The following is a 26994-nucleotide window of genomic DNA, read 5'->3' as shown; positions in this document are numbered from 1 at the left end:
CCGCAAGGCGCTCTTTGGCACGCCGACCCGCCCCGATCTGAGCGGCTGATCCCGCTTGCAAGATCAGATCGGGGCGGGTGATAAGCACACCTCTTCGGCTTTAGCTTTGAGGCTATTCGAACGATCATTCATTCCGCCGCAGGTCTCAACAGCGCTTTCTCTCGCCGGGCAATCACCGCCAGATCGTTCATATAATCCGTGCGCCGACCGGGTTTGCGACCTCTCGGCTTATAGCCATTTTTGTCACTGTTGGTTTTGACGACCGGCGGCACCTGCTGGTCCTGGCGCTCCTTGACGTAAGCCAGAATATCACCGAGCCGCTTGTTCTCGGTGATTGCCGCATGCGTCACCCGCCGGTCCTTGTCGAACACCGTGTAGGGCAGGGAATAGCCTTTCCAGCGCACATCGAGACGACCATCCGCATAGGCATAGGTCTCGACATAATGGCCAACCAGACCACGCGTCACCTCGGTCTCCGCCAGCATGATCCGCTTGCGTTCAAACGAAAATGTCAGTTGTGTTCCGACGTAACGCTGTTCGCGTTTGCACAGGATCTCCGTCAATCGATCCGGCGCCAGATTCAGCGGCCGGTGCAAATCATCGGAACGGGCAGGGACGATTGAAAATCGAGCATTATACCGGCTCATGAAACTCGCCAGAAACGCGTTGCCGGCTTCCATGTTGTCGATTCCGGAAAGTCGCAGTGCCTTGACCAGACGATCCTGCAATGTCCGGTTCATCCGTTCGACACGGCCCTTGGCCTGGCTCGAATTTGCGCAAAGAATCTCGATGTTTAGCTCGCAAAGCGCACGCCCGAACTGGGTCATGCCCTGGCCGCCCCTGGCATCCTTCTTCGCCACCCGGAACACCGAATGCTTGTCCGAATAAAAGGCAATCGGTGCGCCGTGACGCTCCAGATAGAGCGCCAGTGCCTCGAAATAGGTGAAGGCACTTTCAGAACGTACAAAGCGCAGCTGCATCAACCTGCCGGTCGCATCATCGACAAACACAAGCAGCGAGCAAGGCGCTCCGCGATCCTCAAACCAACGATGCTCCGACCCGTCGATCTGCACCAGCTCACCATAGGCTTCGCGCCGCAATCGCGGCTGATGAAACGTCCGGCGCTGCTTGCGCGACAACCAGATGCCAGCAGCCGTCATCCACTTCCGTAACGTCTCGCGCGACACACGCAGCCCATCACGCTCGGCAAGCATCTCCGAAGCCAGGGTCGGCCCGAAATCCGCATAAGATTCCCGAACCAGGGTCACCGCGTAGTCCCGAAGGCCGTCGCTGATGCGGTTGTTCGACGGACGGCCGATCGCCTTGTGCCGGATCGACGCCGCACCATCCGTGCGCATCCGTTGCAGGACCCGGCGCACCTGGCGCTCGCTCAGGTCAAGCACATGCGCCGCCGAGACCATCGTCATACGGCCAGCCGTTACCTTCGATAAAACCTCTATTCGCAGCAGATCACGCTCGCTCATCGCTATCAATCCCATCTGCAATCTCCCAAACGTCAACCAGACCCGGGGAGTGCGACATTCCAACTTTGCAGAAACAGGACACTTTAACTTTGCGGCTACATATCAAAGTCACATAAGATAGATTATGGAATAAAAGCACATCCGGAAACCTTGGAATTGCTGCTTTCCTCACCCATCCCGCTTGACCGCAGCCATGGGCAAGGCTTAAGCGATCCCCATCTACATCGTTAGAGAAAGTCCGGACCCGATGAGCGATTTGCGCGTGCTTTCAGATGCCTTCATTCCAGAATTGCCGGGACGCTACAATGGCAAGGTTCGCGAAAATTACGACCTGCCGGATGGCAACCGGATCATCATCGCGACCGATCGTCTGAGTGCCTTCGACGTGATCCTGACCGCGATCCCGTTCAAGGGCCAGATCCTGACACAGACAGCGCGTTACTGGTTCGAGGAAACGGCAGACATCTGCCCGAACCATGTCCTGTCCTATCCGGACCCCAACGTCGTCATCGGCACGCGGCTCGATATCCTGCCGGTCGAGATCGTCGTGCGCGGTTATCTCGCCGGCACGACCAGCACGTCGATCCTGACCAAGTATCGCCATGGCGAGCGCGCCATGTACGGCATCACGTTGCCGGATGGCATGAAAGACAATGAGAAGCTGCCGCGGCCAATCATCACGCCGACCAGCAAAGCGTTCGACGACGGCCATGACGAGCCCTTGTCGGCCGATGAAATCCTGTCCCAGGGGCTTCTGACGCAGCAGCAATGGGAAACGGTGTCGCGATATGCGCTGGCGCTGTTCGCGCGGGGCCAAAAGCTTGCCGCCGAACGCGGCCTCATCCTCGTCGATACCAAATATGAATTCGGAACTGACAAGGACGGCCACATCGTTCTTGCCGACGAGATCCACACCCCGGACAGCAGCCGCTACTGGATCGCCGACAGCTACCAGGAAAGTTTCGCTTCCGGCGCGCGTCCGAAGAGCTTCGACAAGGATTTCGTCCGCGCCTGGGTGACCGAGCGTTGCGATCCCTACAAGGATCCGATCCCGGAAATTCCGGCCGATCTCGTCGAGCAGACGTCAAAAGTCTATATCGAGGCTTTCGAGACGATCACCGGCAAAAAATTCGTCGCCGACCTGTCCGGCGCCACCGTGCTCGATCGCATCCGCGCGAACCTGCAGCCCTATTTCGGCTGACCGGCTTCAAGTGACCGGATCGCCGGTCACCTCGAATTCCAGCCGCATTCCGTCATAACCGGGCTCGACATGGTCAGGCGTCTCGCGCATCACCGTGTCGTAGTCGAGCGGCGTGTGCATGTGCGTCAGCACAACGCGCTTTGGACCAAGACGCGCGATCCAGCCGAGAGACTGTTCGAGCGATAGATGGCTCGGATGAAACTTGTATTGCAGCGTGTCGATGAGCAGCATGTCGAGGCCGGACAGTCTGTCGATCGTCTGCTGCGGAAAATCGCTGACATCGCTGCAATAGGCAAAATTGCCGACACGGAAGCCGAGCGACATGATGCTGCCGTGGTGCTGCAGCAGCGGCTGGAACGGGATCGACCCACCGGCGCCATCGATGACGACCGGCGTCAGCACCGGATCGATGATCTTCGCCTCGACGATCGGCGGATAATTGCTGCCGACAGGCGTTTCCAGGCAATAGCGAAAACCGTCGCGAATACGGTCCATTGTCTCCTGATCGGCCCATATCGGGGTTTTGCGACCGGAATACTGGACGTAGCCGCGCAGGTCGTCGATGCCGTGGATGTGATCGGCATGCGCATGTGAATAGAAGACGGCGTCGATATTCTGGACCTTGGCCGCGATCATCTGTTCGCGAAAATCCGGGCCGGTATCGATGACGACGGTGGTCTTTCCGCCGTCCGGTCCGATCTGTTCGACCAGCAAGGCGGCACGGCTGCGGCGGTTTTTCGGGTTGGACGGGTCGCAGGCGCCCCAGTCACCGTTGATGCGCGGCACGCCCGGAGACGAGCCGCAGCCGAGAATGGTGAAGACCCGCCTCACCGCCATTTCAAAGTCTCGGCATTTTAGAAAAGATGCGGAAAGCGTTTTCCGTGGTGATCCCGGCGATTTCCTCGCGCGAAACGCCGATCGTCTCGGCGAGCACATCGGCCGTATGGGCGACATAGGCCGGCTCGTTGCGCTTGCCACGAAACGGCTTGGGCGCAAGATATGGCGCATCGGTCTCGACGATCATGCGGTCATGCGGAACGGTCTTGGCGATTTCGCGCAGTTCTTCCGATTTCGGGAATGTCAGGATTCCGGAAAAGGAAATATAGCCGCCAAGCTCGACGCCGACCTTGGCGAGTTCAGGCCCTGAGGAAAAGCAGTGAAGCAGGAAAGGGAAGGCCCCCTTCCCTGTTTCCTCTGTCAGGATATCAGCCATGTCGTCGTCGGCGGAGCGGCTGTGAATGACCAGCGGCAGCTGGGTTTCGCGGGCCGCCGCGATATGCCGGCGCAGGCCGATCCCCTGGGCGTCGCGCGGTGCATTGTCGTAGAAATAGTCGAGCCCTGCTTCACCGATCGCGACGACCTTCGGATGGGTCGCCAGGCGCACCAGATCGTCTGCCTCGATGTCCAGTTCCTCGTCCGCATTGTGCGGATGGGTACCGACCGAACAGAAGACATTCGGATAGCGCTCGGCGATGCCAAGGATCGTGTCGAACTTCTTGACGCGGGTCGAGATGGTGATCATCTGGCCGACGCCGGCCGCCCGGGCGCGCTCGATAATCGCGTCGCGTTCGGCCTCGAAATCCGGAAAATCGAGATGGCAATGAGTGTCGATCAGCATGTGGCGTCTCTTACGCTTCCGGCGCGACGTAGCGCGGGAAGACGGGCGTGGGGGCTTCGAGCGCGGTTCCGGCAACGAGACGGCCGGCCTCGCCGAGCGATGCGAATGTCCGCTTGTCGGTCGGGACAGCCACCAGGTCGAGAAGCTTGCCTGCCGATGCCGGCATGAACGGCTGGAGGAGGATGGCGACCTGGCGAACCACATCGGCGGTGACATAGAGCACGGTTCCCATCCGGGCGGGATCGGTCTTCTTCAGCGCCCAAGGCGCCTGGCCGGCGAAATAACGGTCGGCTTCCGAGACGACGGCGATGATCGAGGTCAGCGCCCTGTGGATCATCAGCGCATTCATGTCGTCGCGCGTCGAACCCTCAAGCGCATCCGCCGCCGCCAGCATCGCCTTGTCCTCGTCCGTCAGCGGGCCGCATGCGGGGATCTGCCCGTCGCAGTTCTTGACGATCATCGACAGCGACCGGCTGGCAAGGTTGCCCACGCCATTGGCGAGGTCGGAGTTGATGCGCGTGGCGATGCCTTCCTCGCTATAGCTGCCGTCCTGGCCGAAGGAGACTTCGCGCAGGAAGAAATAGCGGATCGGATCGAGGCCGAAATGCTCGACCAGATTGACCGGATCGACGACATTGCCGAGCGATTTCGACATCTTCTCGCCCTTGTTGAGCAGGAAGCCATGCGCGAACACCTTCTTCGGCAGAGGCAATCCGGCCGACATCAGGAAGGCCGGCCAGTAGACGGCGTGGAAGCGAATGATGTCCTTGCCGATCATGTGGATATCGGCCGGCCAGAACTTTGCACGCGGGCCTTCCGGGTCTGTCAAATAGCCGGTCGCGGTGATGTAGTTGGTCAGCGCATCGACCCAGACATACATGACATGGCCGGGATCGTTCGGCACGGGGATGCCCCAGTCGAATGTCGTGCGCGACATTGACAGGTCCTTGAGTCCCGATTTCACGAAGGAAATGACCTCGTTGCGGCGCTCGGCCGGACCGATGAAGTCCGGATTGTCTTCGTAATGCTGCAGGAGCCTGTCCTGATAGGCGGAGAGTTTGAAGAAATAGCTCGCCTCCTCCACCCATTCGACCGGTGTGCCCTGCGGCCCGTAGCGCACGCCATCGGCGCGAAGCTCGGTTTCGCCTTCCTGGTAATAGGCCTCGTCGCGCACCGAGTACCAGCCGGAATAGCTGTCCTTGTAGAGGTCGCCGGCCCCGGCCATGCGGTTCCAGATATCGGTCACCGCCTCGTAGTGGCGCTTCTCCGTGGTGCGGATGAAGTCGTCATTCGAAGCGTTGAGGAGTGCACCCATCTTCCTGAATTCGGCGGAGTTGCGGTCGGCCAGCTCTTGCGCGGAGATACCTTCCTTGCGCGCCGTCTGCTGCATCTTCTGGCCATGCTCGTCGGTGCCCGTCAGAAACAGCACCTCGCGCCCGTCCAGCCGCTGGAAGCGCGCCATCGCATCCGTCGCAATCAACTCGTAGGCGTGGCCGATATGCGGCTTGCCGTTCGGATAGGAGATCGCGGTGGTGATGTAGAAAGGGGGCTTGTCGGTCATGATCGGTTCGGCCTGTTCGGATAATGCTTTGCTGGCCCGAGCTATTAGCGCATCCCTTGACGGGATGAAACAGCCGAGGCCAGAAAAGGCGGCTTGTCGGTCGGAAAACACGCGCGTGGCCTGTTCAAATATCGACCACTCAGGAGACGGCCTTGAGGTCGTCGAGGATGGACAGGATCGTCTGCTTGCGATCGAGATTGTAGGCTTGCGCTACCGAAATCCGCTCGGTGATCCCCGCGGACAGCCGCGCAAACCGCTCTGCCCGGTCTATATCGCCGGCGTGCGCCGCGCTGCGGGCCTCGCGCATGATATGGGCGGTGACCAGTGCCGTGAAGAACTCGAAGATCGTCTCGCTATCCTTGCCGGCAAGAACGTCGGCGAGCTTGTGCATGTCCTTTCGGATCGCAGGTCCTTGGCCCGCCAGTATGGTCTCGAACGCCGCCATGATATCGAGGCCGCCATAATTGATCAGCTTGAGAGCTTCCGAAACGCTGCCGTCGGCTGAGGCAAGAACCTTTTCCCCGGCATCGCCGGAGAGGTCGAGGCCGAGATGAACCATCGCCTGGCGCAGCGCATCCGGCGCCAGCGGCTTCAAAGTTAGCGGCAGGCAGCGCGAGCGGATCGTCGGCAACAGTTTGCCCGGCGCATGGGTCAGCACCAGGAAGAGCGACCGCTTCGGCGGTTCCTCGAGAATCTTCAGGATGGCGTTGGCGGCATTGCGGTTGAGGTCGTCGGCGGGATCGACGATGACGATGCGCCAATTGCCGGTTCCCGACGTCTGCGAGAAAAACTTGCCGGCCCGGCGCACTTCATCGACGGTGATCGCGCTCTTGACCTTGCCGGTCTTCTCGTCCGTCGGCCGGGTCAGATGCAGCAGATTGTGCGAGGCGCCGGAGGCGATCTGCCGGCTGACAACCGAATTCGAATCTGGATCGGAAAGCTGTTCCGGCGCCTCGGAAGGGTCCGGGTGGCTCAGCACATGATTGGCGAAACGGAAGGCGAGCGTCGCCTTGCCGATCCCCTCCGGTCCTTCGATCAGGATGGCGTGATGCCCCTTGCCGGACCTGTAGCTTTGCGCCAGAAAGTGCTCGGCTTCGGCATGACCGAACAGTTTCGTGTTTTCGGCGGGCGGAACCGCCCCCTCCAGAACATCAAACCTCTCCGTGCTCATTGCGCCGCTTCCGTATGCGGTCCGCCGCCCGATCCCGGCAGCATCGGCTCGACGATCGCAAGGACGGCGACCGCGATGTCGCTTGCAGAGGCGGCGGCATCGATCACGTGGCAGCGTTTCGGATCAGCGGCGGCGATATCGAGAAAGGCTTCGCGGCGCTTCTCGTGCGTTTTCAGTTCTTCCCGCTCGAAACGGTCGAGCCCGGCTTCCTGCCCGGCCGGCGCTTCCGCCGTATTCGCCCGCCGATGGACGCGTTCCAGGCCGAGCGCGGCCGGCAGGTCGAAAACGATCGTGCAATCGGGAATGACGCCATTCACCGCGACGCGTTCCAGCGTCTCGATGAAGGATGGCTCGAGATTGCCGGTGACGCCCTGGTACACCCTGGACGAATCCATGAAACGATCGCAGATGACGATCGTGCCGTCGATAATGGCCGGCCGGATGATCTGCTCGACATGATCGCTGCGGGCGGCGGCAAACAGCATGGCTTCCATGCGCACGCCGAAATCCTGCGCGGCGCCGGACAACAGCACATGACGCACGGCCTCCGCCCCCGGCGAGCCACCGGGCTCGCGTGTCGTCAGCACCTTATAGCCGCGCTCGCGCAGCGCATCGGCAAGCAGGCGGATCTGGGTGGACTTGCCTGCCCCTTCCCCGCCTTCGAATGTAACGAATAGACCGTTTCCGACAGACACTCGTGTTTCCCGCATGAGGCCAGCACGTCACCGCGCTGGATACTTTCATCTGGATTCTGTTTAGCGGATTGTCGTGAGCCGCGAAACCGCTTGCGGCATCTTTCCTCAGAGCCAGAAGAACAGCAGTTCCTGCAGCGCGTCCAATGCCCGGCTTCGCAATGTTCCCTCCTGCACTGATTGCGCGGTCTCGACCGGAACCTCGCGCAACAACCGCTCCCCGCTCCAGATCCTGAGCGTGCCCGCTGCCTTGCCCGCCTCGACCGGCATGGGCAACGGCCAGCGATAGATCACCTTGGCCGTCAGGCGCTCCGGGTTGTTGACGGGAACCAGCACATCGACGGGCTCGCTCGTTACAAGCTCCACATGGGAGGCGTCGCCACCATAGACGCTGGCCTCGCCGACCACTTCGCCGCTGGCAAACAGCCGCTTCTTTTCAAACGCGCTCATCGCCCAGTCGAGAATTTTTCGGGTCTCCTCCAGGCGTTCCTTCTCGCTGGCAAGGCCGCCGAGCGCAAGGAAGACCCGCCGTCCGTCCTTCTGCATCGTGGAGACTATCGCGTAGCCGTAGCCTTCCGCAAAGCCGGCGGCGAACCCATCGACGCCGATATTGGCCGCGATCAGCGGATTGCGGTTTCGCTGGCGGATCTTGTTCCACTCGAATTCGGGCTGCGAATAATAGGGAAAGAAATCCGGATAGCGCGTCTGGATGTGGCGGGAGAGCATCGCCAAGTCCCGCATCGTCGCGACGTTCTTGGGATCCGGCAGGCCGGTCGCGTTGTTGAAAACCGAGGCCGACAGGCCGAGTTCCTTGGCTCGCGCGGTCATGCGCTTGGCGTAGGCCTCTTCGCTGCCGGCGATACCTTCCGCCAGAATGATGCAACCATCATTGGCAAGCTGGACGGTGACGCCCTGGATGAGGTCTACGACACGAACGCGCGATTTCAGCGCGGCGAACATGGTCGACGTGCCCGAGGGCGCCCCACCCGTACGCCAGGCATATTCCGAAACGGGAAACTCGGTGTCGAGCGTCAATTCTTTCCTGGCAAGCGCGTCGAAGACGACTTCCATCGTCATCAGCTTTGCAAGCGATGCCGGCGGAACGGGCGCGTTCTCGTCCTTGGCAAAGAGCACCGTGCCTGTTTCGGCATCGATGAGATAGGCCTGTTTCGCCTTTGTCTCGAAGACCTGCGCCTGCGCTGGCAGGGTCAGTCCGAGGATAACGGCGATGAGAAGGAAGATCGAGACCAGCCGTGCGCGCATTCAAAACTCCGGTGTCATTCGGCCATAGCAGCCGGCTCCCCGGGGATCAATCGCCCTGCGCGGTTCAGCGTGCCGCGCCCTGGCGTTTTGCGTATGCGACGATGGATTTCGGAGTCAGCGGATTCTGGTCGACCAGGATGGCATCGAAGGCGGTTTCGGAATCGCTCACGCGCGCTTCCACATAGGCAGCAGCATACGCCATGTTGCCGTCCGGCAGCGGAATGTATTCGGGACGCTCGCGCGGGATCGGACCGATCTCGGGAAGCATGGCGAATGCGTCAAGCGCTGCGGACGCGGCCGACGGCATTTCCGTTTCGGCAAGTGCCGTAACCGGAACGCCCATCTCCATGTTCGATTTGGCGGGGATCGTCAGCGTGCCGAGATTGCCGGCCTGCTTGCGCAGCGGTTCGTTCGAGGCAACCATGACACCGGTTGCGATCTGGCCTTCCGGGAAAGCGTTCGGGCTACGGTCGCCCTTCTTGACATAGGATGCCATCAGGTAGGGCATGTCGTTGCCCTCGAGCGGCGCCTTGCCGATGTACTGGACGCGGACCTTGGCGCTGCCCTTGCGCTTCATGTCGAGGAAATCGGCGGTCTTGGAGGACACGTCGATGATGCGGCCATATTCATAGGGGCCGCGATCGTTGACGCGCACGACGACCGAGGAGCCATTCTCGATATTGGTGACGCGGGCATAGCTCGGCAGCGGGAATGTCGGATGCGCGGCTGAAAGGTGGTACTTGTCGTAGACTTCGCCGTTGGCCGTCAGGCGACCATGGAACGCCGAGCCGTACCAGGATGACATGCCGGTCTTGTTATAGCCGAAATCTTCCTTGGGCTGATACCACTTGCCCTTGACCTGATAGGCCTTGCCGACCTGATAGCGGCCGCCGCCCTTGGGAATGTTCTTGCCGTCGGCGACGCGGGGGCTCGCTTTCACGCCGTAGATCGACTCGGCGAAATATTCCTTGCTGCGGGGCTTGCTCTTGCTGACGCTTGACGTGGTGCCGCAGGCCGTCAGGGCAACGCAAAACATCGGGATTGCGGCAAAACGCATTCCCTTGAGGACCAAAGCCGCAGTCTGATTGGAAGTCATGTGCCCCACATCGCCATTCGTAAAAGCCGCACTCGGAACTTTCCTGCGTTGCCCCCGCAAAAGAACCGGCGTCACGAAACGTAACAGTTGATTAAACATGACAACAACGTGGCGAAATTGCGAATGGTTAACGCGCCGCGGCGACAACAATTGGATTTATGGTTTATGAAGGGTTAACGCAACCGCGATCTGTTCTGTCTCAGGACTGAGCACCGGCATGGTTCATGGGGCTTCTTCTTCTGTGCCGAACTGTTATGCTATGACCATCGAATGTATACTCACAGATTCCGAAGCAGACAAGACAGATCGACGGCCAGTTGTGCGCGATAGCAGTGATATGTGCAGCACGGCAGACAAAGGCGGCCACGTCACAGCCAGGCGGGCTATGGCCAACGCAGGCACATTCCTTGGGGTAGCACACCTTGATCGCACCGCTTTTGTGCCGAACCGATACATCTCCCAAGGCCGGCTCTACCCGGTTGACGTCCGCCATCCGCAAGCTATAAAGCGTTCCTGAACAGGGCCGCCCCGTGATCTTTGTGGGATGGTATAGCCCCGCGCCTCGGTCGAGCGACGTGGATGGAAGAGTGTCCGAGTGGTTTAAGGAACCGGTCTTGAAAACCGGCGTGCGGGAAACCGTACCGTGGGTTCGAATCCCACCTCTTCCGCCAATATTATTGATTTAATTGAGTTTCTATCCCTCTGCCATAACCTTGCGGCGAAGCCATGCGGCGGCATTTCGTCGTTCATAAGGTCCAGAAGGAGTAGCGGCCAGCACTTGCCGGATGGTTCGGTCAGAGAATCGGAAATCCACAACGAGGTGCTTTCGCTCGCGTATGAGTTCCCAACCAGTCGAACCGGCCTCTTCTGCAATGGATTTGATTTCTCGCGTGACGGCTAACTTCACTCGACCGACTCCAGAAAGCCGGGGAGCAGAATTTGCTCTAGCAGGCCATCCTTGTCGGCAATGCCGCACTCAGCGGGGTCGAACTCAATGTCTGTATCGCCATCTAGGCGGTCCAGGAGTTCGAATTTAATAGACGACATTTTATGAACACTGCATTTCAAGATGAACAATCAAGTCGGTTCCGGGACTGTACAGTGGCCTCGTTCGTCCCGATCCGTCGCTGCTGAAACGGATTCGCGAACCGGCAAATCCGTGGTATGATGGTCGCTGAACCCACCGCATCGCTTGCGCGGCCCCTCGCCGCTGGTTAGTCGCATCGCCTGTGCGGTTTGTAATGTTCGAATTCCCAAAGGCGCGGTTAAAGGAGAACGCAATGCATTACAGCGTGCAGTTTTTTACCTGGACCCCGAAACTCGGCGTCCATCAGGTCGGCACCGTCGTCGAGATCGATGCCGTCAATGCGAAGCTTGCCGCTACAGGCCTGCTCGGCCTGAGGCTGGATGAAACCGGCACGGCCAAAAAGCTCGCCGTCCGCGTCTGGAGCGCCCCGGACGACAGCAAGGCTGACTGCGCCTGCTTCTATTATCACTGAGCAGATCCGGACCATCGGATCGCGTCATCGTTTGACGTCCCCGTCCTGGATCAGGCAATGGAAACGCATGCCTCCAATCTTCGGTGCCTACACTGGCAACGCCAAGGATACCGAGGTGCGCGTCCTCAATGCTACGAGGAAGCGCGTGAAGAAGTGATCAGCGGAACGTTTCGCCAACATCTCTTCATAATGGGAGGGAAATTTTCTTCACAATGAAAGTGCAAGCCGGATACCCCAACGCATTGTTTTCATTGTGGTAATTTATTGGAGGCCTCGCCCGGAATTGAACCGGGGTACAAGGATTTGCAGTCCTCTGCGTCACCACTCCGCCACGAGGCCTCTCAAGCTCGAATAATCGAACCGTGGCGGCGGTTTAGAATGATCCTAGACAAACCGCAAGAGGATAATTCCGAAAAAACGGCCGCGTTCATTTCCGACATGATGTTTCCCGGGCGTTCTCCACAGAAGCCTCACCCCATGAAAGCCGTCGTACACAAACCCGCGCAAATCATTTCCGATACGGTCAGCGCACCCGGCTTTTCCCTCCTCCCGATTAACCAAGACTCCGACGTCGCGACCACCACCAGCCAGTGACCCGCAAATGCGCCGAAGCCCGCCTTGATCAGTGATAGCGGCGAATCAAGCCGACCAGCTTGCCTTGGATCTTCACTCGGTCGGGACCAAAGATGCGGGTTTCGTAGGCCGGATTGGCGGCTTCGAGCGCGATGGATGCGCCCTTGCGGCGGAAGCGCTTCAGGGTCGCCTCCTCGTCATCGACCAACGCCACGATGATTTCGCCGGGGCTGGCGGTATTGGTGTTGCGGATGATGACCGTGTCCCCGTCGAGGATGCCGGCCTCGATCATCGAATCCCCCCGGACCTCCAGCGCATAGTGATCACCCACCCCGACCATTTCCATCGGTACGGAGATATCGTGCGTGTTGTTCTGGATGGCGGAGATCGGCACGCCGGCGGCGATCCGCCCCATGACCGGCACTGTCACGCTATCGCTGTTGGCCGCGACAGGCTTGGCAGGCGCCGGTTTTTCGGCGGAAGCGCCGAGGCTGCCCTGGATGACGCTGGGCGAAAAGCCGCGCTTGGGCTGGAGGCTCGGCGAATAGGCTTCCGGCAGTTTGATGACCTCCAGTGCGCGTGCGCGGTTGGGCAGGCGGCGGATGAAGCCACGTTCCTCAAGCGCTGTGATCAGTCGGTGGATGCCGGATTTTGAGGCGAGATCCAGAGCATCCTTCATTTCATCGAAGGATGGAGGCACGCCGGATTCCTTCATTCTTTCATGAATGAATAGAAGCAATTCCTGTTGCTTGCGGGTCAGCATGAACGATCACTCCAAAGTCGAGAAACAAAGCAAGAACGAACACTATATGTTCCATATGTGTTCCGCAAGTCCCCTGAAAATATTTGAATGTTTTCAACAATATTCGACGCGGGCGATGAAGCTGGCGGGCTTTTGCGCGCGAGACTCACCCCTCCCAGGCCTCCTTTCGGGAACTTTTGCTGTGGCGCGACCGTTGCAGGAATATCGCAATCACAACGGGCGGCGCGCATCGCCCAGGCGCAGGAGGTAGACATGGCAGGCTATGTGGACGAACGCGGAGATCGCGTCTCGACTTCGGATACGAACCGAAAGGTCAGCGTGACCGGCGTTGAGGCGCGGCAGGGTTTCTTGGGGCGTCCGGTATTGATGGTGCTGATCGGCGGCCTGCTTTTGGCTGCCATCGCGTGGGCGGGTGCCGAGATGTTCGGCGAAGCGACCGACAACGACGCGGCGACCCAGACGCAGCAGGTTGCCCCCGCTGAGGATCAGGCAGCGCCGGCCAACCAGGGCACCGTGAACAACACGCCGACGAATGGTGCGCAAATGCAGACGGCGCCGGCCGATCATGACCCGACGCCGCAGACTGGCACGGACCGATAAACGTTGGCACCTGCTTTGCAGCCCCGCCCTGCCCGATCAGGCGGGGCGTTCGCTTGCACGCCGTGGACAAACATCGCATTCGTTCAGGGTGAGGTTTGACGCCTGCGAGCCCACCAGACCGATAGCCGCCGCCGCTGGCGGCGCACGAAGGCAAGATCATGCGAGAGGACGATGAAACCCAGCGGCACCATCCAGAAGCCGAGCACAGGCAGAAAGCCAAGGCAGCCGCCGACAATGAGCATACTGCCGAGCGCAATGCGAACCCCGCGCGACTGCGGCAAACGCAAGCGCCATGTTCCCAGAATCAGGTTATGCGTCTGCGGGTCGATGCCAAATTTTTTCTGCCGTCCTGCCATGAACTCCACCTGTTGGCTCGATGCCGCGTCGCTGCGTCTTTGACAACGCGGAAATCGCGGCATGTGTTCGCCGGCAATCGGGATCGCGTCGCCTCTCCCACATGGGGAGTTCTCCACAATTAGACAAGATTGTGCACTTTTTTTGAAAAACAGCTTGGCAAATCGAAAAAGCATTTGTATTAGCAGCCTCACTTCTGCAGCACACAGCGGCGCAGATGATCCCTGGTAGCTCAGCGGTAGAGCATTCGACTGTTAATCGACAGGTCGCCGGTTCGAATCCGGCCCGGGGAGCCAAATTCAGAAAGGCTGCATTCAGAAACGGATGCAGCCTTTCGCTTTTCTGGCCCTCTCTCAATCCGGTCCCGGCGATTTGAATTGGTCCAAATCTCTTCGGCTCATCCCGAAGGGACAACCTATTTTTGCAAAACGATGAAATAAAAAAGCTTTCGCCGCGAAACCGTTGATCCGCGTTTTCCGTATCTGCGTATGGAAGACAAATACAATGCGCGGACGACCATGCAAAATAGCAATCCTCCCCCGAATGGTCCTATTCTCATCTGGTTCCGCAAGGACCTGAGGCTGGATGACAATCATGCGCTGCATGCATCTGTGCAGTCCGGGCGCGGCGTCATCCCTGTTTACATCCGCGAGCCTGCGGAAAATGGGACGGGACCGCTCGGCGCCGCGCAGGCCTGGTGGCTGCATCACTCACTGCATGCCCTTTCCGAATCCCTGAGCAATCTGGGCAGCAGCCTTCTGCTGCTGACCGGTAAGCCGCAAGATGTTTTCGCCCGCTTGGTCGTGGAAACCGGTGCCTCCGGCATTTACTGGAACCGGCGTTATGATCCGGATGGCATCGGCGTGGATGGCGCGCTGAAGAATCGTCTCGGTGATATCGGCATGACCGTGAAGAGCTTTGCCGGCCAGATCCTGCATGAACCGGCGCGGTGGAAGACGGGGTCGGGAACGCCCTACCGTGTCTACACGCCCTTCTGGCGTGCGCTGGAGGCGTCGGGAGAGCCGGACGCGCCGCTCGATGCTCCCACGCAAATTCCCGCACCGGCGGATTGGCCGAAGAGCGAAAAGCTCGCCGACTGGAACCTGCTACCGGCGAAGCCCGACTGGGCAGAGACATTCCGTGAAGTCTGGACACCGGGAGAAGCTGCGGCCCTCGAACGGCTGCAAGACTTCATCGACGAAACCCTCGATGGGTACAAGGCGAATCGCGACCTGCCTGCCCGCGATGGAACCTCGCGGCTGTCGCCGCATCTGGCTCTGGGTGAAATCTCCCCGGCCCGCATCTGGCACGCCACACGAAACCTGAAGGATGTTCCGGTCGAGGATATCGTCACCTTCCGCAAGGAACTGGTCTGGCGCGATTTCTCCTATCATCTGCTCTTTCACAATCCCGACCTGCCACGCGAAAATCTCAACCGTCGGTACGACCGCTTCGAATGGGCGGATGACGGCGACGCCTTCAAGCTCTGGACCAAGGGCCGGACCGGCTATCCCATTGTCGATGCCGGCATGCGCCAGCTCTGGCGGCACGGTACGATGCATAACCGCGTCCGCATGATTGCCGCCTCCTTCCTGATCAAGGACCTGCTGATCGACTGGCGCCGTGGCGAGGCCTGGTTCCGGGATACGCTGGTCGATGCCGATCCGGCCTCCAATGCGGCGAGCTGGCAATGGGTCGCCGGCAGCGGCGCCGATGCCTCGCCCTTCTTCCGCGTCTTCAATCCGATCCTGCAGGGTGAAAAATTCGACCCCGACGGCACTTACGTAAAAACCTTCGTGCCGGAACTCCAGGATATGCCCACCAAATTCGTACACCGGCCGTTCGAGGCCCCGGCGACGGTGCTGACGGGCGCCGGCGTTACGCTTGGCGAAACCTATCCGAAGCCTCTCGTGGATCACGCAAAGGCGCGCGACCGCGCTCTTGCTGCCTATGGTAACGTCAAGGACGCCGCATGAACGCCCCTTTCTCTCACGGATCGCATCATGTTCCCGGTCGCCGCCTCTCGGTCGCGATCATTGGCTCCGGCGTTTCCGGCAGCGCCGCCGCCTGGGCGCTCAATCCTGTCCATGACGTCACCCTTTACGAGAAGGACACGCGCGCCGGCGGTCATACGGCAACCGTCGATATCGATTATGACGGCACGCCGATCGCCGTCGATACCGGTTTCATCGTTTATAACGAAGTCAACTATCCAAATCTGACCGCGCTGTTCTCGGAACTGAATGTCGCCACGCACCAGAGCGACATGAGCTTTTCGGTGTCGCTCGATCATGGCCGGCTCGAATGGAGCGGCGACAATCTCGCCACCGTGTTCGCGCAAAAGCGCAACCTGCTGCGGCCGTCCTTCCTGATGATGCTGCGCGAAATCCTGCGGTTCAACCGCATCTGCCTGGAAGATCGCAGCGCCGGCCGGCTGGAGGCGATGTCGATCGGCGATTATCTCAATTGGCGCGGTTTCTCGCCGGGTTTCACCAACAATTATCTCGTGCCCATGGCCGCGGCGATCTGGTCGACGCCAAGCGGCAGGATGCTGGAGTTCCCGGCGGAGAATTTCATCCAGTTCTTCGACAATCACCGTCTGATCTATTCGAAACCCCATCCCTGGCGCACGGTCACGGGCGGCAGTCGAAATTATCTGCAAAAACTGCTGCAGCCACTCGGCGACCACGCCCGGCTCGGCTGCGGCATCCGCTCGATCCGCCGCGAGGAAGGCCGTGTCATCATCACGGACGATCAGGGCGTGACGAAACCGTTCGACAAGGTGATCATCGCCACCCATAGCGACCAGTCGCGGAACATCCTTTCGGATGCGACGCCGACGGAAGCGGCGCTTCTGTCGTCGGTTCCCTATCATGCCAACCGCGTCATCCTTCATCGCGACGCCGGCCTGATGCCGAAAAGGCCGAAGGTCTGGGCATCGTGGAACTATTTGCGCTCCGCCAAACCCTGCGGCGCGCAGGGCGTCGCGGTCAGCTATTGGATGAACCGCCTGCAGGGCATCGATCCGAGATGCCCGCTGTTCGTCACGCTCAATCCGGAGCGAGAGCCGGCATCCGGCAGCGTCTTTGCCGAATTTTCCTACGATCATCCGCAATTCGATGCGGGCTCCATGGCGGCGCAGCGGCGTCTGAAATCGATCCAGGGTGACAACAACACCTTCTTTGCCGGCGCCTGGACGGGCTACGGGTTCCATGAGGATGGGTTGGCCTCCGGGCTTGCCGCAGCCGAGGCGCTCGGCGGCGTCATCCCCTGGCGGCAGCAGATATCGACCGTTTTCCGGGAGGCTGCCGAATAGATGCGCGCTTCATCCGGTTCGCACAGGACACGCAATGGCCCCCCGCCACGCGAGGCGGCCCTTCTCTATGCGGGTCAGGTCATGCATCAACGCTTGAAGCCGGTCGGTCATCGCTTCACCTATCACGTCTTCTCCCTGATGATCGATCTCGACCGGCTGGCGGAGGCCGACCGATCCTGCACCCTGTTCTCGGTCAATCGCCGCAACCTGCTCTCGTTTCACGAGAAGGATCACACCGGCGAAAGCGGTCTGCCGCTGCGCGCCTATGTCGATCAAGTACTGCAGGAGGCCGGTCTCCAGTCCCGAGCGGCACGCGTGCTTCTCGTCTGCTACCCCCGCATCCTCGGCCTCGTCTTCAATCCACTGGCGGTCTATTACGCTTATGACGACGACGATGGCCTCACCGCCATGATCTACGAAGTCCGCAATACGTTTGGCGAGCGGCATAGTTATGTCTGCCCGGTCGGGCCGGAAAATCTTTCGGATGCCGGTGTCCGGCAGCAATGCGAGAAGATCTTCCATGTCTCGCCGTTCATTCCGATGGCTATGCGCTATCAGTTCCGCATGCTGCCACCAGGCCAGGAAATCCGCTGGCGCATTCTTGAGACAGACGAGCATGGCCCCTTGCTCGCCGCCACGTTCTCCGGCGTCCGGATGCCGTTGAAAACAGGCCAGATTTTGCGGCTTGTCGCCCGTATCCCGCACCTTACATTCAAGGTCGTCGCCGGTATTCACTGGGAGGCGCTGAAGCTCTGGATCAAAGGCATGCGGTATATTCCGCGACCCGAAGCGCCGGCCCATACCAGCGCCTGGAGAAATGGTCGCCGCCAGCCCCCTGGATTTTATGATAAACCCAAGGTTGGCGGTCCGGCGGAATGAGGTTATTTTATATCGAGAGCAATGATTGCTGAGGATCTGCAGATGAGTACAGCAGGCACCGGATATTGTGATTCCAAGGACGCCGAGCGTCTGTCGGCCGAAAACCTTTCCCGCATCGTCAAAGGCCTGCCCGCCAAGGCGCAAATGGTTTTTCGCGGTCTCATTCACATGCAGGCAGGCTGTTTGAAACTCACCCTGCCCGATCGACGCACGGTGGTGGTGAACGGCAAGACACATGGCCCTGTCGCCTCCGTGACGCTGCATAACTGGAACCTGCCACAGCGGGCGCTGACCGGCGGCACGATCGCGGTTGCCGAAAGCTATATGGACGGCGATTGGGACAGCCCGGATGTCGGCGCCTTCCTTGAGCTTTTCCTCGTCAATACGGAGGTCGGAAGCCATTTCTCCAACGGAGCGCGCGGTGTCATGCGGCTCGTGGAGAAGTTCAGACATTGGATGAACGCCAATACGAAAACTGGCTCGAAGAAAAACATTTCGGCGCACTATGATCTCGGCAATGCCTTCTACAAGGAATGGCTGGATCCGACCATGACCTATTCCTCTGCGCTTTATTCGACCGGCGCCAACGACCTGCAGTCGGCGCAGCGCGCCAAATACAAGGCACTCGCGGACGCCGCCGGCATTCGTGCCGGACATCATGTGCTCGAGATCGGCTGCGGTTGGGGGGGCTTTGCCGAATATGCCGCAAGTGAGATTGGCTGCAAGGTCACCGGTCTGACGATCAGCCGCGAGCAATTGGCCTTTGCCACCGAACGCATGAAGCGCGCTGGCCTCGCCGACAAGGTCGATATCAAGTTCCAGGATTACCGCGACGAAACCGGTCTTTACGACCGTATCGTCTCGATCGAGATGTTCGAGGCCGTTGGCGAAAAATACTGGCCTGCCTACTTTTCGCAACTCCAGCGCTGCCTGAAACCCGGCGGCAAGGCCGGCTTGCAGATCATCACGATCAAGCCGGAAGCCTACCGCGAATATCGTGCCAATCCGGATTTCATCCAGAAATACGTGTTTCCAGGCGGCATGCTGCCGACGGGGGAACACCTGATCGAGCTTGGTCGCAAGGTCGGACTGAAGATCAGCGGCGATTTCGGCTTCGGCCTCGATTATGCCCGCACGCTCGCCGAATGGCGCGAGCGCTTCTGGAACGTTTGGGACCAGGTCGAGCCGCTCGGCTTCGACACCCGCTTCAAGCGGCTGTGGGAATTCTACCTGTTCTATTGCGAGGCTGGTTTCCGGGCAAAGAACATCGATGTGAGACAGATCGTGTATGAGTGAAAGGCCGACCGGCGACGCAGGCCAGATGCCGATCAGCCGCCGGGCACTTTTCGCCTATGCCCTGCCCGCCATGCCGCTGGCGGCCCTTGGCCTGCCGCTGTATCCGCCTGTCCCGACCGGCTATACCGAAGCGCTCGCACAAGACGCGCTGCGGGCCCGTATCCGCCAATAAGCGCTTTAGGCGGCTTTACCGCTTCGCTGGATATGCCTAAAGAAATCTTAGCTTCCCATCGATCGTTTCAAAGGGTGACGACATGCGTCTCGCATGGATTTTTCTTGCGCTTGCCGTTGCTATCGAGGTGGTTGGCCTCACAGTCATGAAGGCGGCCTCGTCCGGCGGCGGCATCTGGGGCTATGTCGTCATGTATGTCTCGATCGCGCTATCCTATGTTTTCCTCGCCAAGGCGGTGAAGAAGATCTCCGTTGGCGTCGCCTACGCAATCTGGGAAGGGTCCGGGATTGCGCTGATCACGCTGGTTTCCGTCTTCGTCTTCAATCACGTGCTGAGCACCCAGGAAATGATCGGCCTGGTCATGGCCGTGACCGGTATCATCCTGGTCAATGCCGGTGAAATGCATGAAAGCGAGAACGATGAACGCGCCTGACATGTATTTCATCTTCGCCGTGCTCGCCGGCATTCTCGATGTCGCGGCCAACCTCGCTTCCAGCAAGTCGAACGGCTTTGCCCGTCGCGGCTGGGGTATCCTGTCGATTCTGTTGGTGCTGGCGGCGTTCGCTTGCCTTGTCGAGGCAGTGAAGGGCATGGAACTGGCGATTGCCTATGCGATCCTTGGCGCCACCGGCATTTTCGGCACGGCGATCTCCGCCCGCATCCTGTTCGGCCAGAAACTGAAACCGGTCGGCTGGGTCGGTCTCGTCCTGGTCTTCGGTGCCGTCGTTGTTCTTCACACCGCCTGAGGATCGCGCGCCAGCGTTTCCTGCGTGTGCCCCTGCGTCACCAGCGGCCGCGTCTTCCAGCCGGTCGCCTTGTTCATCAGCCAGAAATAGAGGCCGTAGGGCAAAAGATTGAGAAGCTTCAGGGCATAGGTGAAGCGTTTCGGGAAGGTGATCTCGAAGCCGCTGGCCTTGAGCCCGCTGACGATATTGTCGGCAGCCTCCTCGGGGCTGATCAGAGCGGGCATCGCGAAGGCGTTCCTTGCCGTCGCGGGCGTATCGACGAAGCCGGGATTGATGATCTGCAGCCGGATACCGGCCTTGTCGAGATCGAATTTCAGGCTTTCGGCCATGTTGATGAGCGCTGCCTTGGACGCGCCATAGGCAGCGCCGGTCGGCATGCCGCCGTAGCCGGTGACCGAGGAGACGATCGCGATCTGGCCGTGGCCATGCGCCTTCATGTGCCGCACGGCCGGCAGCAGGCAGTTGACCGTGCCATGCAGGTTGACCGCGAAGGTCTTCTCGAAATCCTCGCGATGCATGTCCTCGCCGTGAACGGAAATGTAAACGCCGGCATTCAGCACCGCCAAAGCCATCGTGCCGTGCTCGTATTCGATCGCGGCCAGAATGCGCTCCATATCGCGCGGATCGGTGACATCGCCATCGAGCACGATGATCTTGCCGGGTCCCGGCGCCTCGTGCTGCAGGTGGACGAGTTTCTCGTGATCCCGAGCGGTCACGACCACATTGAAGCCATCCCGGACCAGCCGTAGCGCCAGCGCCCGGCCGATACCGGAGCTTGCTCCCGTAATCCAGGCCAAACCCAATTCCGGGTGTGCGACAAAATCGGTCATCGGTTTTCCTTTCCCGCTGAACATCGCGCTGATGCCACCACTGGACATCACGGAATAATACGCGCTGAAATGCAGTTTGTTCCGATATTCGGGCGTTTCCGGGGCGGCGGTTCAACCGATGAGATCGCCAATCAACTGCCGGAAGGCGCCGGTCAGTTTGAGGGGCGCATCCGAGACCGCAAAGCCGATACAGGGAACCTCGTTCTCCGCCTTCGGACGATGATCGATGCTCTCGTCGGCAACGGAGATGTCGCCTTTGCCGAATCGCCCGCGCAGATCGTTGAAGGCACCGTCGAGAACCAGCGAAAGCTCGAAGCCCTGGTGGGTATGCGCCGGAACCGCGCGGCCCGGCCGGATCCAGAAGAAACTGACGTCACAGCCGTCGATCTTGCCGAGATTGTATTCCCTGAAGCCCGGCAGCTTCCGTTTCCACGGAATGTCGTCTGCCTCGAAGCCGACAAAGTCGCGGATTGCCGGGGGGAACAGCGCATGTGTCGTCCGCTGCAAGTGGTTGGTGGTGACGGCGACCGGAGGGGCGGCAAAAACGGCGTTCAGCACATCGTTCCTTGACGCCAAAGCCACCGGCTCGATCTTGTCCAGGACATCGGCGGCGGCGGTCTCGAAGTCCAGGACCCTGGAGCGGTTGATCGACGTCATCTCGAGATGGGCCTCGACGAGGACACGGGCAGGCTCAGGCAGGATGCCCGCAGCATACCGCGCCATCAAGGCATCCACCAAGTCGAGCTGAGCATCAGCCATCAATTGTTGCACCTGTTCGCTGCGCCACGTCTTCAACCGTATCGCCTCACTACGCTGAGGGTCAACAAACGGATCACGGGTTGGACCGATATGGCGCCGTAAGTCAATTTTTGCCCGTGACGCCGTCCTGTTGAAACGCTATTTCTTGCTTCAAGGCCCTGCCCGGTTGAAAAGACGCCATGATTTCGGGTGTTTGGATCGCGGTTCTTCCGACATCCAGTGATCCCGACGAACCGTACCGACTTTTGTTCGATCAGGTCCGCCTGAAACATTGCCCGCCAAGCCAAGAGGTTTTCTCATGCCTGTTCTGCCATCCGTTCTCGACGCCATCGGCAACACGCCACTGATCCGCCTCAAGGGCGCATCGGAGGCAACGGGCTGCACCATTCTCGGCAAGGCGGAATTTCTCAATCCAGGCCAGTCGGTCAAGGACCGCGCGGCGCTGTCGATCATCCGCCATGCGGAACGCTCCGGCCATCTGAAACCGGGCGGCGTCATCGTCGAGGGTACGGCCGGCAATACCGGCATCGGTCTTGCGCTGGTGGCGCAGGCGCTCGGCTATCGAACGGTTATCGTCATTCCGGAAACGCAGAGCGAGGAAAAGAAGGACGCCATCCGCCTGCTCGGTGCCGAACTCGTGGAAGTGCCGGCCGTTCCCTACAAGAACCCGAACAATTACGTGAAGCTTTCCGGCCGCCTCGCCGCCGAACTGGCCAAGAGCGAACCGAATGGCGCGATCTGGGCCAACCAGTTCGACAATGTCGCCAATCGCGACGCCCATGTGGAAACCACTGCTCCGGAAATCTGGCGCGACACGGACGGCAAGATCGACGGTTTCATCTGCGCGGTCGGTTCTGGCGGCACGCTGGCTGGCGTCGCAAAAGGCCTGTGGGCGAAAAACCCCGACATCAAGATCGGCCTTGCCGATCCGGAAGGGGCTGCACTCTACAACTATTATGCCCATGGCGCGTTGAAGGCCGAGGGCAGTTCGATCACCGAAGGCATCGGCCAGGGCCGCATCACCGCCAATCTCGAAGGCTTTGCGCCGAATTTCTCCTACCAGATTCCCGACGCCGAGGCCGTATCGGTGGTGTTTGATCTTGTGGAGAACGAGGGCCTCTGCGTCGGCGGCTCGTCGGGCATCAACATTGCCGGCGCCATCCGCCTGGCAAAAGATCTGGGGCCTGGACATACCATCGTGACGATCCTCTGCGACTATGGTAACCGCTATCAGTCGAAACTGTTCAATCCGGCGTTTCTGAAGTCCAAGGGCCTGCCCGTCCCGGCATGGCTGACGCGGAACTCCGGAATCACGGTGCCATACGAACCTGCCGGATAAGCATCCCATGACAACGACCGCCCTTTTTCGTGACGACTTCTATCTCTCAACAGCAGAAGCGGTCGTGACGGGCATAGGAGCGGACGGTGGCATCGAGCTCGACCAGACCTGTTTTTATGCGACCTCTGGCGGCCAGCCCGGCGATAGCGGCTCCTTCGAGCGCGAGGACGGCAGCCGCATCGAGATCGCGACCACCCGTCACGGCGATACCAAGGACATCATCATCCATGTCCCCACCGCCGACCAGCCGGCTCCGCGGGTCGGCGAAAAGCTGGTTCTGCACATCGACTGGACGCGCCGCTACAAGCTGATGCGCATGCACACGGCCTGCCATCTCCTGTCCGTCGTCTGCCAGTTTCCGATCACAGGCGCTGCCGTCGGCGAAGAGGAAAGCCGCGTGGATTTCGACATGAGCGAGACCATCGACAAGGATGCCGTCACATCAGCCATGATGGCGCTGGTCGAGGCGAATCACCCGATTTACCTGCAGTGGATCACCGACGCGGAACTCGCCGCCAATCCCGATATCGTCAAGTCGAAGAACGTCCGACCGCCCGTGGGGCTCGGCCGCGTCAGCCTCGTCTGCATCGGCGAGAATGCCGCAGTCGACAGCCAGCCATGCGGCGGCACGCATGTGTCCGAAACCCAGGAAGTAGGGCAGATTTTCATCGCCAAGATCGAAAAGAAGGGCAAGGAAAACCGCCGTTTCCGCATCCGCTTCGGCACGCCGGAAACAAGCCCCGTCCTCTGACCGGAGAATCACGCATGTCTGAACAGAAGAGCGCTTTCGTCGTCTCCGCGGGCTGGCTGCAGGCCCGCCTCGGCGACCCCACCGTCAAGATCGTCGATGCCGCCTGGTATCTGCCGGCGCAAAACCGCGATCCGAAGGCGGAATATGCCGCCGCCCATATCCCCGGCGCCGTCTTTTACGACCAGGACCTGATCGCCGACCTCGACAGTGGCCTGCCTCACACCATCCCCTCGCCCATGGCCTTTTCCGCCGCCGTCGGCAAGCTCGGGCTTTCCGAAACCGACACGATCGTCGTCTATGATGGTCCCGGCATCTTCACCGCTCCGCGCGTCTGGTGGCTGCTGCGCACGATGGGCGCGACCTCCGTCTTCGTACTCGATGGCGGCATGGATGGCTGGAAGGCGGAAGGGCGGCCGGTGACGACGGACGTACTGCAACCGACACCCGCCGTCTTCCACCCGACTTTCGACGCCGGCGCCGTCACGTCCTTTGCCCAGATGATCGCAACCGTCGCCAATGGCGAACGCCAGATCGCCGATGCGCGGGGCGCTGCGCGTTTCACCGGCGATGAGGCCGAGCCCCGCGCAGGCATGCGCTCCGGCCATATGCCCGGCGCGAAAAGCCTGCCATCGGGCGTCTTTTCGACAGGCGGCAAGCTCAAGTCGCTGGACGCGCTGCGCGACACCATCGAAGGCGCCGGCATCGATCTCGACAAGCCTGTTGTCACCACCTGCGGCTCAGGCCTGACCGCCGCAATCATCATGCTGGCGCTGCAATCGCTGGGACATACCGACAATACGCTTTATGATGGCTCCTGGTCCGAATGGGGCAGCCGGGCGGATACAGCTGTCGTTACCGGGAAAGAATGAACGGGCATGGCAGACACGAACGAACCGCTGGACGTTCACGTCACGGAACTGGAGATGACCGCGCCGCCGAAACAGAGCCTGGCGGTACCGGTCAACATCCAGACCGCGATCATGCGTGTGCCGGAAATTCCGCTGCCGTTTTACCGATTCCTCTATCTACAGGTCGGCCGGCGCTGGACCTGGGTCGATCGGCTGCGCCTGAGCGACGACGACCTGGCGGCAACGCTGCACGACAAGCGCAACTCGGTCACCGTGCTCTACGTCAACGGCGCGCCCGCCGGCTTTTTCGAACTGCTGCAGGTGGATGAGGATATCGTCGAACTCTCCCATTTCGGCATGTTCGAACATGCGCTCGGCCTCGGGCTCGGCAAATGGTTCCTGCTGCAGACCCTCTATGCCGCCTGGAATTCCAATCCGAAAAAGGTCCGCGTCGCCACCAACACGCTCGATCACCCACGCGCCCTGCAGCTCTACCAGCGCTTCGGCTTCTCGCCGGTCTCGACGCGGGATGCGAAAGTCCTGCCCCTGAGTGACGACGAACTACTGACGCTGTCACGCGCGCTTTGACGGCTGGGTCCCGGCAAGAATCGGGTGTCGCGGCTGGCTCACACATGGCATTTCCTCGGGCATCGAAACCGGAGAAATTCCCTATGCCCCTGCGCTACCAACCCATGCCGAGCGATCTCGCCGCACGCTACCGCCGCCTTGAACCGGATGCCTATGGTTTGGCGCCGGAGCGGCATGTTTCAGACGGCCAGGGCATGCCTTGCCGCCATTGTCTCGCCAATATCGCCGCCGGCGATCCCTATCTCATTCTTGCCTATCGTCCCTTCCCGGAATTGCAACCCTATGCGGAAACCGGGCCGATCTTCCTGCATGCGGAAGAATGCACCGCCTATGCCGGCGCGGATGTGCCCCCGATCTTGACGACCAGCCGGGACTATCTGCTGCGCGGCTACAGCGCCAATGATCGCATTGTCTATGGCAGCGGCGCGGTGACGGCTGTGGAGGACGTGACGACACGCGCCGGCGAACTGCTGGAGCAAACGGATATCGCCTATGTGCATGTGCGCTCGGCGCGCAACAATTGCTACCAGTGCCGGATCGAGCGGGCATGAGAAAGGGCCGGGAATTCCGGCCCTCCCAAACCTCACGATAACGGATCGCGATCAGGCGATCTTCAGCACAGCCTCCGGCGCATGGTTTTCGTAACCGAGGGCTTCCGCCACCGCCATGTTGGTGACGCGGCCCTTGTGGACGTTGAGGCCGGCGCGCAGGTGCCGGTCTTCTGCAATCGCCTTCAGGCCACGATCGGCGAGTTGCAGACCGTAATAGAGCGTCGCATTGTTGAGCGCGTGGGCAGAGGTAACGGGAACTGCACCCGGCATATTGGCGACGCAGTAATGCACCACGCCATCGACCTCATAGGTCGGGTCGGAATGCGTCGTCGCATGCGAGGTCTCGAAGCAGCCGCCCTGGTCGATGGCGACATCGACGATGACAGAGCCCTTCTTCATGCCGGAAAGCATTTCGCGCGTCACCAGCTTGGGCGCGGCGGCGCCAGGGATCAGCACGGCACCGATGACGAGATCGGCCGAGAACAATTCCTCTTCCAGTGCGTCGATGGTCGAGAAGCGAGTGTGAACGCGCCCGGCAAAAATGTCGTCGAGTTGGCGCAGCCGTGGGATCGAGCGATCAAGAATGCTGACATCGGCGCCGAGGCCGGCGGCCATGCGGGCCGCGTGCAGGCCGACGACACCGCCGCCGATGACGGTGACCTTGGCCGGCAAGACGCCGGGCACGCCGCCGAGCAGGATGCCGCGGCCGCCATTGGCTTTCTGCAGCGACGTCGCGCCGGCCTGGATCGCCAGGCGTCCGGCAACTTCGGACATGGGTGCCAGCAGCGGCAGGCCGCCGCGATCATCCGTCACGGTTTCATAGGCGATTGCCGTGACGCCGGAGCCCAGCAGGCCCTTGGTCTGCTCCGGATCGGGAGCAAGGTGGAGATAGGTATAGAGAAGCTGACCGTCGCGAAGCTGCGCCCATTCGGCAGGCTGCGGCTCCTTGACCTTGACGATCATGTCGGATTTGTCAAACACATCCTTGGCGGATGCAACGATCTTGGCGCCAGCGGCACGGTAGGCGTCATCCTCAGCGCCAAT

The 26994-nt window shown here is 60.6% G+C and carries 29 protein-coding genes and 3 tRNA genes; 18 read left to right on the top strand and 14 right to left on the bottom strand.

Translation table 11 applies throughout. From position 1 onward, the window contains the following. Window positions 1-128: 128 nt before the first annotated feature. Window positions 129-1499, bottom strand: a complete 1371-nt coding sequence (locus tag VL202_RS05815) for an ISNCY family transposase (protein ID WP_325463207.1) — start codon at window positions 1497-1499, stop codon at window positions 129-131. Between the two features lie 241 nt (window positions 1500-1740). Here VL202_RS05815 and VL202_RS05810 point away from each other — a divergent pair, with 241 nt between their 5' ends. After that, entirely contained in the window at window positions 1741-2685 is a 945-nt protein-coding gene (locus VL202_RS05810) for a phosphoribosylaminoimidazolesuccinocarboxamide synthase (RefSeq protein WP_325463206.1), read from the top strand. 6 nt (window positions 2686-2691) lie between these two features. On the opposite strand, the gene VL202_RS05805 is transcribed toward VL202_RS05810, so the two are convergent. The 7 genes from VL202_RS05805 to VL202_RS05775 form a co-directional block, all read right to left on the bottom strand. Then, complete coding sequence (locus VL202_RS05805) at window positions 2692-3522, bottom strand: MBL fold metallo-hydrolase (RefSeq protein ID WP_325463196.1); 831 nt, start codon at window positions 3520-3522, stop codon at window positions 2692-2694. Between the two features lies 1 nt (window position 3523). Continuing rightward, window positions 3524-4303, bottom strand: coding sequence for a TatD family hydrolase (locus VL202_RS05800; RefSeq protein ID WP_325463195.1), 780 nt, complete (start codon window positions 4301-4303; stop codon window positions 3524-3526). Between the two features lie 10 nt (window positions 4304-4313). Next, complete coding sequence (gene metG, locus VL202_RS05795; protein ID WP_325463194.1) at window positions 4314-5864, bottom strand: methionine--tRNA ligase; 1551 nt, start codon at window positions 5862-5864, stop codon at window positions 4314-4316. A 139-nt stretch (window positions 5865-6003) separates the two neighbouring features. Further along, on the bottom strand, window positions 6004-7035 hold the full coding sequence (locus VL202_RS05790; protein ID WP_325463193.1) for a DNA polymerase III subunit delta': 1032 nt from the start codon (window positions 7033-7035) through the stop codon (window positions 6004-6006). Then, window positions 7032-7745, bottom strand: a complete 714-nt coding sequence (gene tmk / locus VL202_RS05785) for a dTMP kinase (RefSeq protein WP_325463192.1) — start codon at window positions 7743-7745, stop codon at window positions 7032-7034. Before tmk ends, VL202_RS05790 begins: the two co-directional genes overlap by 4 nt. A gap of 90 nt (window positions 7746-7835) precedes the next feature. Next, window positions 7836-8990, bottom strand: a complete 1155-nt coding sequence (locus VL202_RS05780; RefSeq protein WP_325463191.1) for a D-alanyl-D-alanine carboxypeptidase family protein — start codon at window positions 8988-8990, stop codon at window positions 7836-7838. A 64-nt stretch (window positions 8991-9054) separates the two neighbouring features. Continuing rightward, window positions 9055-10086: a septal ring lytic transglycosylase RlpA family protein gene (locus VL202_RS05775; RefSeq protein ID WP_325463190.1), complete on the bottom strand. Its 1032-nt coding sequence runs from the start codon at window positions 10084-10086 to the stop codon at window positions 9055-9057. A 581-nt stretch (window positions 10087-10667) separates the two neighbouring features. Here VL202_RS05775 and VL202_RS05770 point away from each other — a divergent pair. Together VL202_RS05770 and VL202_RS05765 are read left to right on the top strand one after the other, a co-directional pair. After that, a tRNA-Ser gene (locus tag VL202_RS05770) sits at window positions 10668-10757 on the top strand. Between the two features lie 609 nt (window positions 10758-11366). Next, a complete protein-coding gene (locus tag VL202_RS05765) occupies window positions 11367-11585 on the top strand; it encodes a hypothetical protein (protein WP_325463189.1) in 219 nt (72 codons plus the stop codon). 265 nt (window positions 11586-11850) lie between these two features. Here the strand turns inward: VL202_RS05765 and VL202_RS05760 are convergent. Continuing rightward, window positions 11851-11924, bottom strand: a tRNA-Cys gene (locus VL202_RS05760). A 39-nt stretch (window positions 11925-11963) separates the two neighbouring features. Between VL202_RS05760 and VL202_RS05755 the strand changes: the two genes are divergently transcribed. Beyond that, window positions 11964-12179: a hypothetical protein gene (locus VL202_RS05755; RefSeq protein WP_325463188.1), complete on the top strand. Its 216-nt coding sequence runs from the start codon at window positions 11964-11966 to the stop codon at window positions 12177-12179. A gap of 28 nt (window positions 12180-12207) precedes the next feature. Here the strand turns inward: VL202_RS05755 and lexA are convergent, their stop codons facing one another. Then, complete coding sequence (gene lexA, locus VL202_RS05750) at window positions 12208-12921, bottom strand: transcriptional repressor LexA (RefSeq protein ID WP_325463187.1); 714 nt, start codon at window positions 12919-12921, stop codon at window positions 12208-12210. Between the two features lie 252 nt (window positions 12922-13173). Here lexA and VL202_RS05745 point away from each other — a divergent pair, with 252 nt between their 5' ends. After that, on the top strand, window positions 13174-13521 hold the full coding sequence (locus tag VL202_RS05745; RefSeq protein ID WP_325463186.1) for a hypothetical protein: 348 nt from the start codon (window positions 13174-13176) through the stop codon (window positions 13519-13521). A gap of 83 nt (window positions 13522-13604) precedes the next feature. Here the strand turns inward: VL202_RS05745 and VL202_RS05740 are convergent, their stop codons facing one another. Next, window positions 13605-13877: a hypothetical protein gene (locus VL202_RS05740; RefSeq protein ID WP_325463185.1), complete on the bottom strand. Its 273-nt coding sequence runs from the start codon at window positions 13875-13877 to the stop codon at window positions 13605-13607. Between the two features lie 219 nt (window positions 13878-14096). Between VL202_RS05740 and VL202_RS05735 the strand changes: the two genes are divergently transcribed. The 8 genes from VL202_RS05735 (at window position 14097) to VL202_RS05700 (ending at window position 20284) form a co-directional block, all read left to right on the top strand. Continuing rightward, window positions 14097-14171 (top strand) — tRNA-Asn (locus VL202_RS05735). Window positions 14172-14393: 222 nt separating this feature from the next. Further along, window positions 14394-15851, top strand: coding sequence for a deoxyribodipyrimidine photo-lyase (locus VL202_RS05730; protein ID WP_325463184.1), 1458 nt, complete (start codon window positions 14394-14396; stop codon window positions 15849-15851). Beyond that, window positions 15848-17191 carry an NAD(P)/FAD-dependent oxidoreductase gene (locus VL202_RS05725; RefSeq protein ID WP_325463183.1) on the top strand — a complete coding sequence of 448 codons (1344 nt, stop codon included), beginning with the start codon at window positions 15848-15850 and terminating at the stop codon, window positions 17189-17191. The genes VL202_RS05730 and VL202_RS05725 overlap by 4 nt, the downstream gene beginning before the upstream one ends. Further along, window positions 17192-18070: a DUF1365 domain-containing protein gene (locus VL202_RS05720; RefSeq protein WP_325463182.1), complete on the top strand. Its 879-nt coding sequence runs from the start codon at window positions 17192-17194 to the stop codon at window positions 18068-18070. Between the two features lie 42 nt (window positions 18071-18112). Then, window positions 18113-19366 carry a cyclopropane-fatty-acyl-phospholipid synthase family protein gene (locus VL202_RS05715; protein ID WP_325463181.1) on the top strand — a complete coding sequence of 418 codons (1254 nt, stop codon included), beginning with the start codon at window positions 18113-18115 and terminating at the stop codon, window positions 19364-19366. Next, window positions 19359-19538, top strand: a complete 180-nt coding sequence (locus VL202_RS05710; RefSeq protein ID WP_325463180.1) for a hypothetical protein — start codon at window positions 19359-19361, stop codon at window positions 19536-19538. Before VL202_RS05715 ends, VL202_RS05710 begins: the two co-directional genes overlap by 8 nt. An 82-nt stretch (window positions 19539-19620) precedes the next feature. Then, window positions 19621-19971 (top strand): SMR family transporter, encoded by a 351-nt coding sequence (locus VL202_RS05705; RefSeq protein ID WP_325463179.1) that lies wholly within the window; start codon window positions 19621-19623, stop codon window positions 19969-19971. Then, window positions 19958-20284, top strand: a complete 327-nt coding sequence (locus VL202_RS05700; protein WP_325463178.1) for an SMR family transporter — start codon at window positions 19958-19960, stop codon at window positions 20282-20284. The genes VL202_RS05705 and VL202_RS05700 overlap by 14 nt, the downstream gene beginning before the upstream one ends. Here VL202_RS05700 and VL202_RS05695 read toward each other — a convergent pair. Together VL202_RS05695 and VL202_RS05690 are read right to left on the bottom strand one after the other, a co-directional pair. Further along, complete coding sequence (locus VL202_RS05695; protein ID WP_325463177.1) at window positions 20272-21114, bottom strand: SDR family NAD(P)-dependent oxidoreductase; 843 nt, start codon at window positions 21112-21114, stop codon at window positions 20272-20274. The genes VL202_RS05700 and VL202_RS05695 overlap by 13 nt on opposite strands. A gap of 111 nt (window positions 21115-21225) precedes the next feature. Beyond that, window positions 21226-21873, bottom strand: coding sequence for a ChrR family anti-sigma-E factor (locus VL202_RS05690; RefSeq protein WP_325463176.1), 648 nt, complete (start codon window positions 21871-21873; stop codon window positions 21226-21228). A 298-nt stretch (window positions 21874-22171) separates the two neighbouring features. Between VL202_RS05690 and VL202_RS05685 the strand changes: the two genes are divergently transcribed. The 5 genes from VL202_RS05685 to VL202_RS05665 all read left to right on the top strand — a co-directional run bounded on the left by VL202_RS05685 (window position 22172) and on the right by VL202_RS05665 (window position 25950). After that, a complete protein-coding gene (locus VL202_RS05685) occupies window positions 22172-23212 on the top strand; it encodes a cysteine synthase A (protein WP_325463175.1) in 1041 nt (346 codons plus the stop codon). 7 nt (window positions 23213-23219) lie between these two features. Beyond that, window positions 23220-23963 (top strand): alanyl-tRNA editing protein, encoded by a 744-nt coding sequence (locus VL202_RS05680; protein ID WP_325463174.1) that lies wholly within the window; start codon window positions 23220-23222, stop codon window positions 23961-23963. A gap of 14 nt (window positions 23964-23977) precedes the next feature. Further along, window positions 23978-24832, top strand: coding sequence for a 3-mercaptopyruvate sulfurtransferase (sseA, locus tag VL202_RS05675; protein WP_325463173.1), 855 nt, complete (start codon window positions 23978-23980; stop codon window positions 24830-24832). Between the two features lie 6 nt (window positions 24833-24838). Further along, window positions 24839-25399, top strand: coding sequence for a GNAT family N-acetyltransferase (locus tag VL202_RS05670; protein ID WP_325463172.1), 561 nt, complete (start codon window positions 24839-24841; stop codon window positions 25397-25399). An 83-nt stretch (window positions 25400-25482) separates the two neighbouring features. Next, window positions 25483-25950 (top strand): DUF1203 domain-containing protein, encoded by a 468-nt coding sequence (locus tag VL202_RS05665; protein WP_325463171.1) that lies wholly within the window; start codon window positions 25483-25485, stop codon window positions 25948-25950. Window positions 25951-26001: 51 nt separating this feature from the next. Here VL202_RS05665 and ald read toward each other — a convergent pair. Continuing rightward, a partial coding sequence (ald, locus tag VL202_RS05660; RefSeq protein WP_325463170.1) for an alanine dehydrogenase occupies window positions 26002-26994 on the bottom strand: 993 nt, incomplete at its 5' end.

The organism is Pararhizobium sp. (assembly GCF_035497515.1).
Taxonomy (GTDB): domain Bacteria; phylum Pseudomonadota; class Alphaproteobacteria; order Rhizobiales; family Rhizobiaceae; genus Pararhizobium.
This window is presented reverse-complemented; position numbering and strand designations above follow the sequence as displayed.

Coding starts and splice junctions, on each gene's coding strand:
- VL202_RS05815 (WP_325463207.1), bottom strand. CDS start 1,499: ATGGGATTGATAGCGATGAGCGAGCGTGATCTGCTGCGAATAGAGGTT.
- VL202_RS05805 (WP_325463196.1), bottom strand. CDS start 3,522: ATGGCGGTGAGGCGGGTCTTCACCATTCTCGGCTGCGGCTCGTCTCCG.
- VL202_RS05800 (WP_325463195.1), bottom strand. CDS start 4,303: ATGCTGATCGACACTCATTGCCATCTCGATTTTCCGGATTTCGAGGCC.
- metG (WP_325463194.1), bottom strand. CDS start 5,864: ATGACCGACAAGCCCCCTTTCTACATCACCACCGCGATCTCCTATCCG.
- VL202_RS05790 (WP_325463193.1), bottom strand. CDS start 7,035: ATGAGCACGGAGAGGTTTGATGTTCTGGAGGGGGCGGTTCCGCCCGCC.
- tmk (WP_325463192.1), bottom strand. CDS start 7,745: ATGCGGGAAACACGAGTGTCTGTCGGAAACGGTCTATTCGTTACATTC.
- VL202_RS05780 (WP_325463191.1), bottom strand. CDS start 8,990: ATGCGCGCACGGCTGGTCTCGATCTTCCTTCTCATCGCCGTTATCCTC.
- VL202_RS05775 (WP_325463190.1), bottom strand. CDS start 10,086: ATGACTTCCAATCAGACTGCGGCTTTGGTCCTCAAGGGAATGCGTTTT.
- VL202_RS05765 (WP_325463189.1), top strand. CDS start 11,367: ATGCATTACAGCGTGCAGTTTTTTACCTGGACCCCGAAACTCGGCGTC.
- VL202_RS05755 (WP_325463188.1), top strand. CDS start 11,964: ATGATCCTAGACAAACCGCAAGAGGATAATTCCGAAAAAACGGCCGCG.
- lexA (WP_325463187.1), bottom strand. CDS start 12,921: ATGCTGACCCGCAAGCAACAGGAATTGCTTCTATTCATTCATGAAAGA.
- VL202_RS05745 (WP_325463186.1), top strand. CDS start 13,174: ATGGCAGGCTATGTGGACGAACGCGGAGATCGCGTCTCGACTTCGGAT.
- VL202_RS05740 (WP_325463185.1), bottom strand. CDS start 13,877: ATGGCAGGACGGCAGAAAAAATTTGGCATCGACCCGCAGACGCATAAC.
- VL202_RS05730 (WP_325463184.1), top strand. CDS start 14,394: ATGCAAAATAGCAATCCTCCCCCGAATGGTCCTATTCTCATCTGGTTC.
- VL202_RS05725 (WP_325463183.1), top strand. CDS start 15,848: ATGAACGCCCCTTTCTCTCACGGATCGCATCATGTTCCCGGTCGCCGC.
- VL202_RS05720 (WP_325463182.1), top strand. CDS start 17,192: ATGCGCGCTTCATCCGGTTCGCACAGGACACGCAATGGCCCCCCGCCA.
- VL202_RS05715 (WP_325463181.1), top strand. CDS start 18,113: ATGAGTACAGCAGGCACCGGATATTGTGATTCCAAGGACGCCGAGCGT.
- VL202_RS05710 (WP_325463180.1), top strand. CDS start 19,359: ATGAGTGAAAGGCCGACCGGCGACGCAGGCCAGATGCCGATCAGCCGC.
- VL202_RS05705 (WP_325463179.1), top strand. CDS start 19,621: ATGCGTCTCGCATGGATTTTTCTTGCGCTTGCCGTTGCTATCGAGGTG.
- VL202_RS05700 (WP_325463178.1), top strand. CDS start 19,958: ATGAACGCGCCTGACATGTATTTCATCTTCGCCGTGCTCGCCGGCATT.
- VL202_RS05695 (WP_325463177.1), bottom strand. CDS start 21,114: ATGACCGATTTTGTCGCACACCCGGAATTGGGTTTGGCCTGGATTACG.
- VL202_RS05690 (WP_325463176.1), bottom strand. CDS start 21,873: ATGGCTGATGCTCAGCTCGACTTGGTGGATGCCTTGATGGCGCGGTAT.
- VL202_RS05685 (WP_325463175.1), top strand. CDS start 22,172: ATGCCTGTTCTGCCATCCGTTCTCGACGCCATCGGCAACACGCCACTG.
- VL202_RS05680 (WP_325463174.1), top strand. CDS start 23,220: ATGACAACGACCGCCCTTTTTCGTGACGACTTCTATCTCTCAACAGCA.
- sseA (WP_325463173.1), top strand. CDS start 23,978: ATGTCTGAACAGAAGAGCGCTTTCGTCGTCTCCGCGGGCTGGCTGCAG.
- VL202_RS05670 (WP_325463172.1), top strand. CDS start 24,839: ATGGCAGACACGAACGAACCGCTGGACGTTCACGTCACGGAACTGGAG.
- VL202_RS05665 (WP_325463171.1), top strand. CDS start 25,483: ATGCCCCTGCGCTACCAACCCATGCCGAGCGATCTCGCCGCACGCTAC.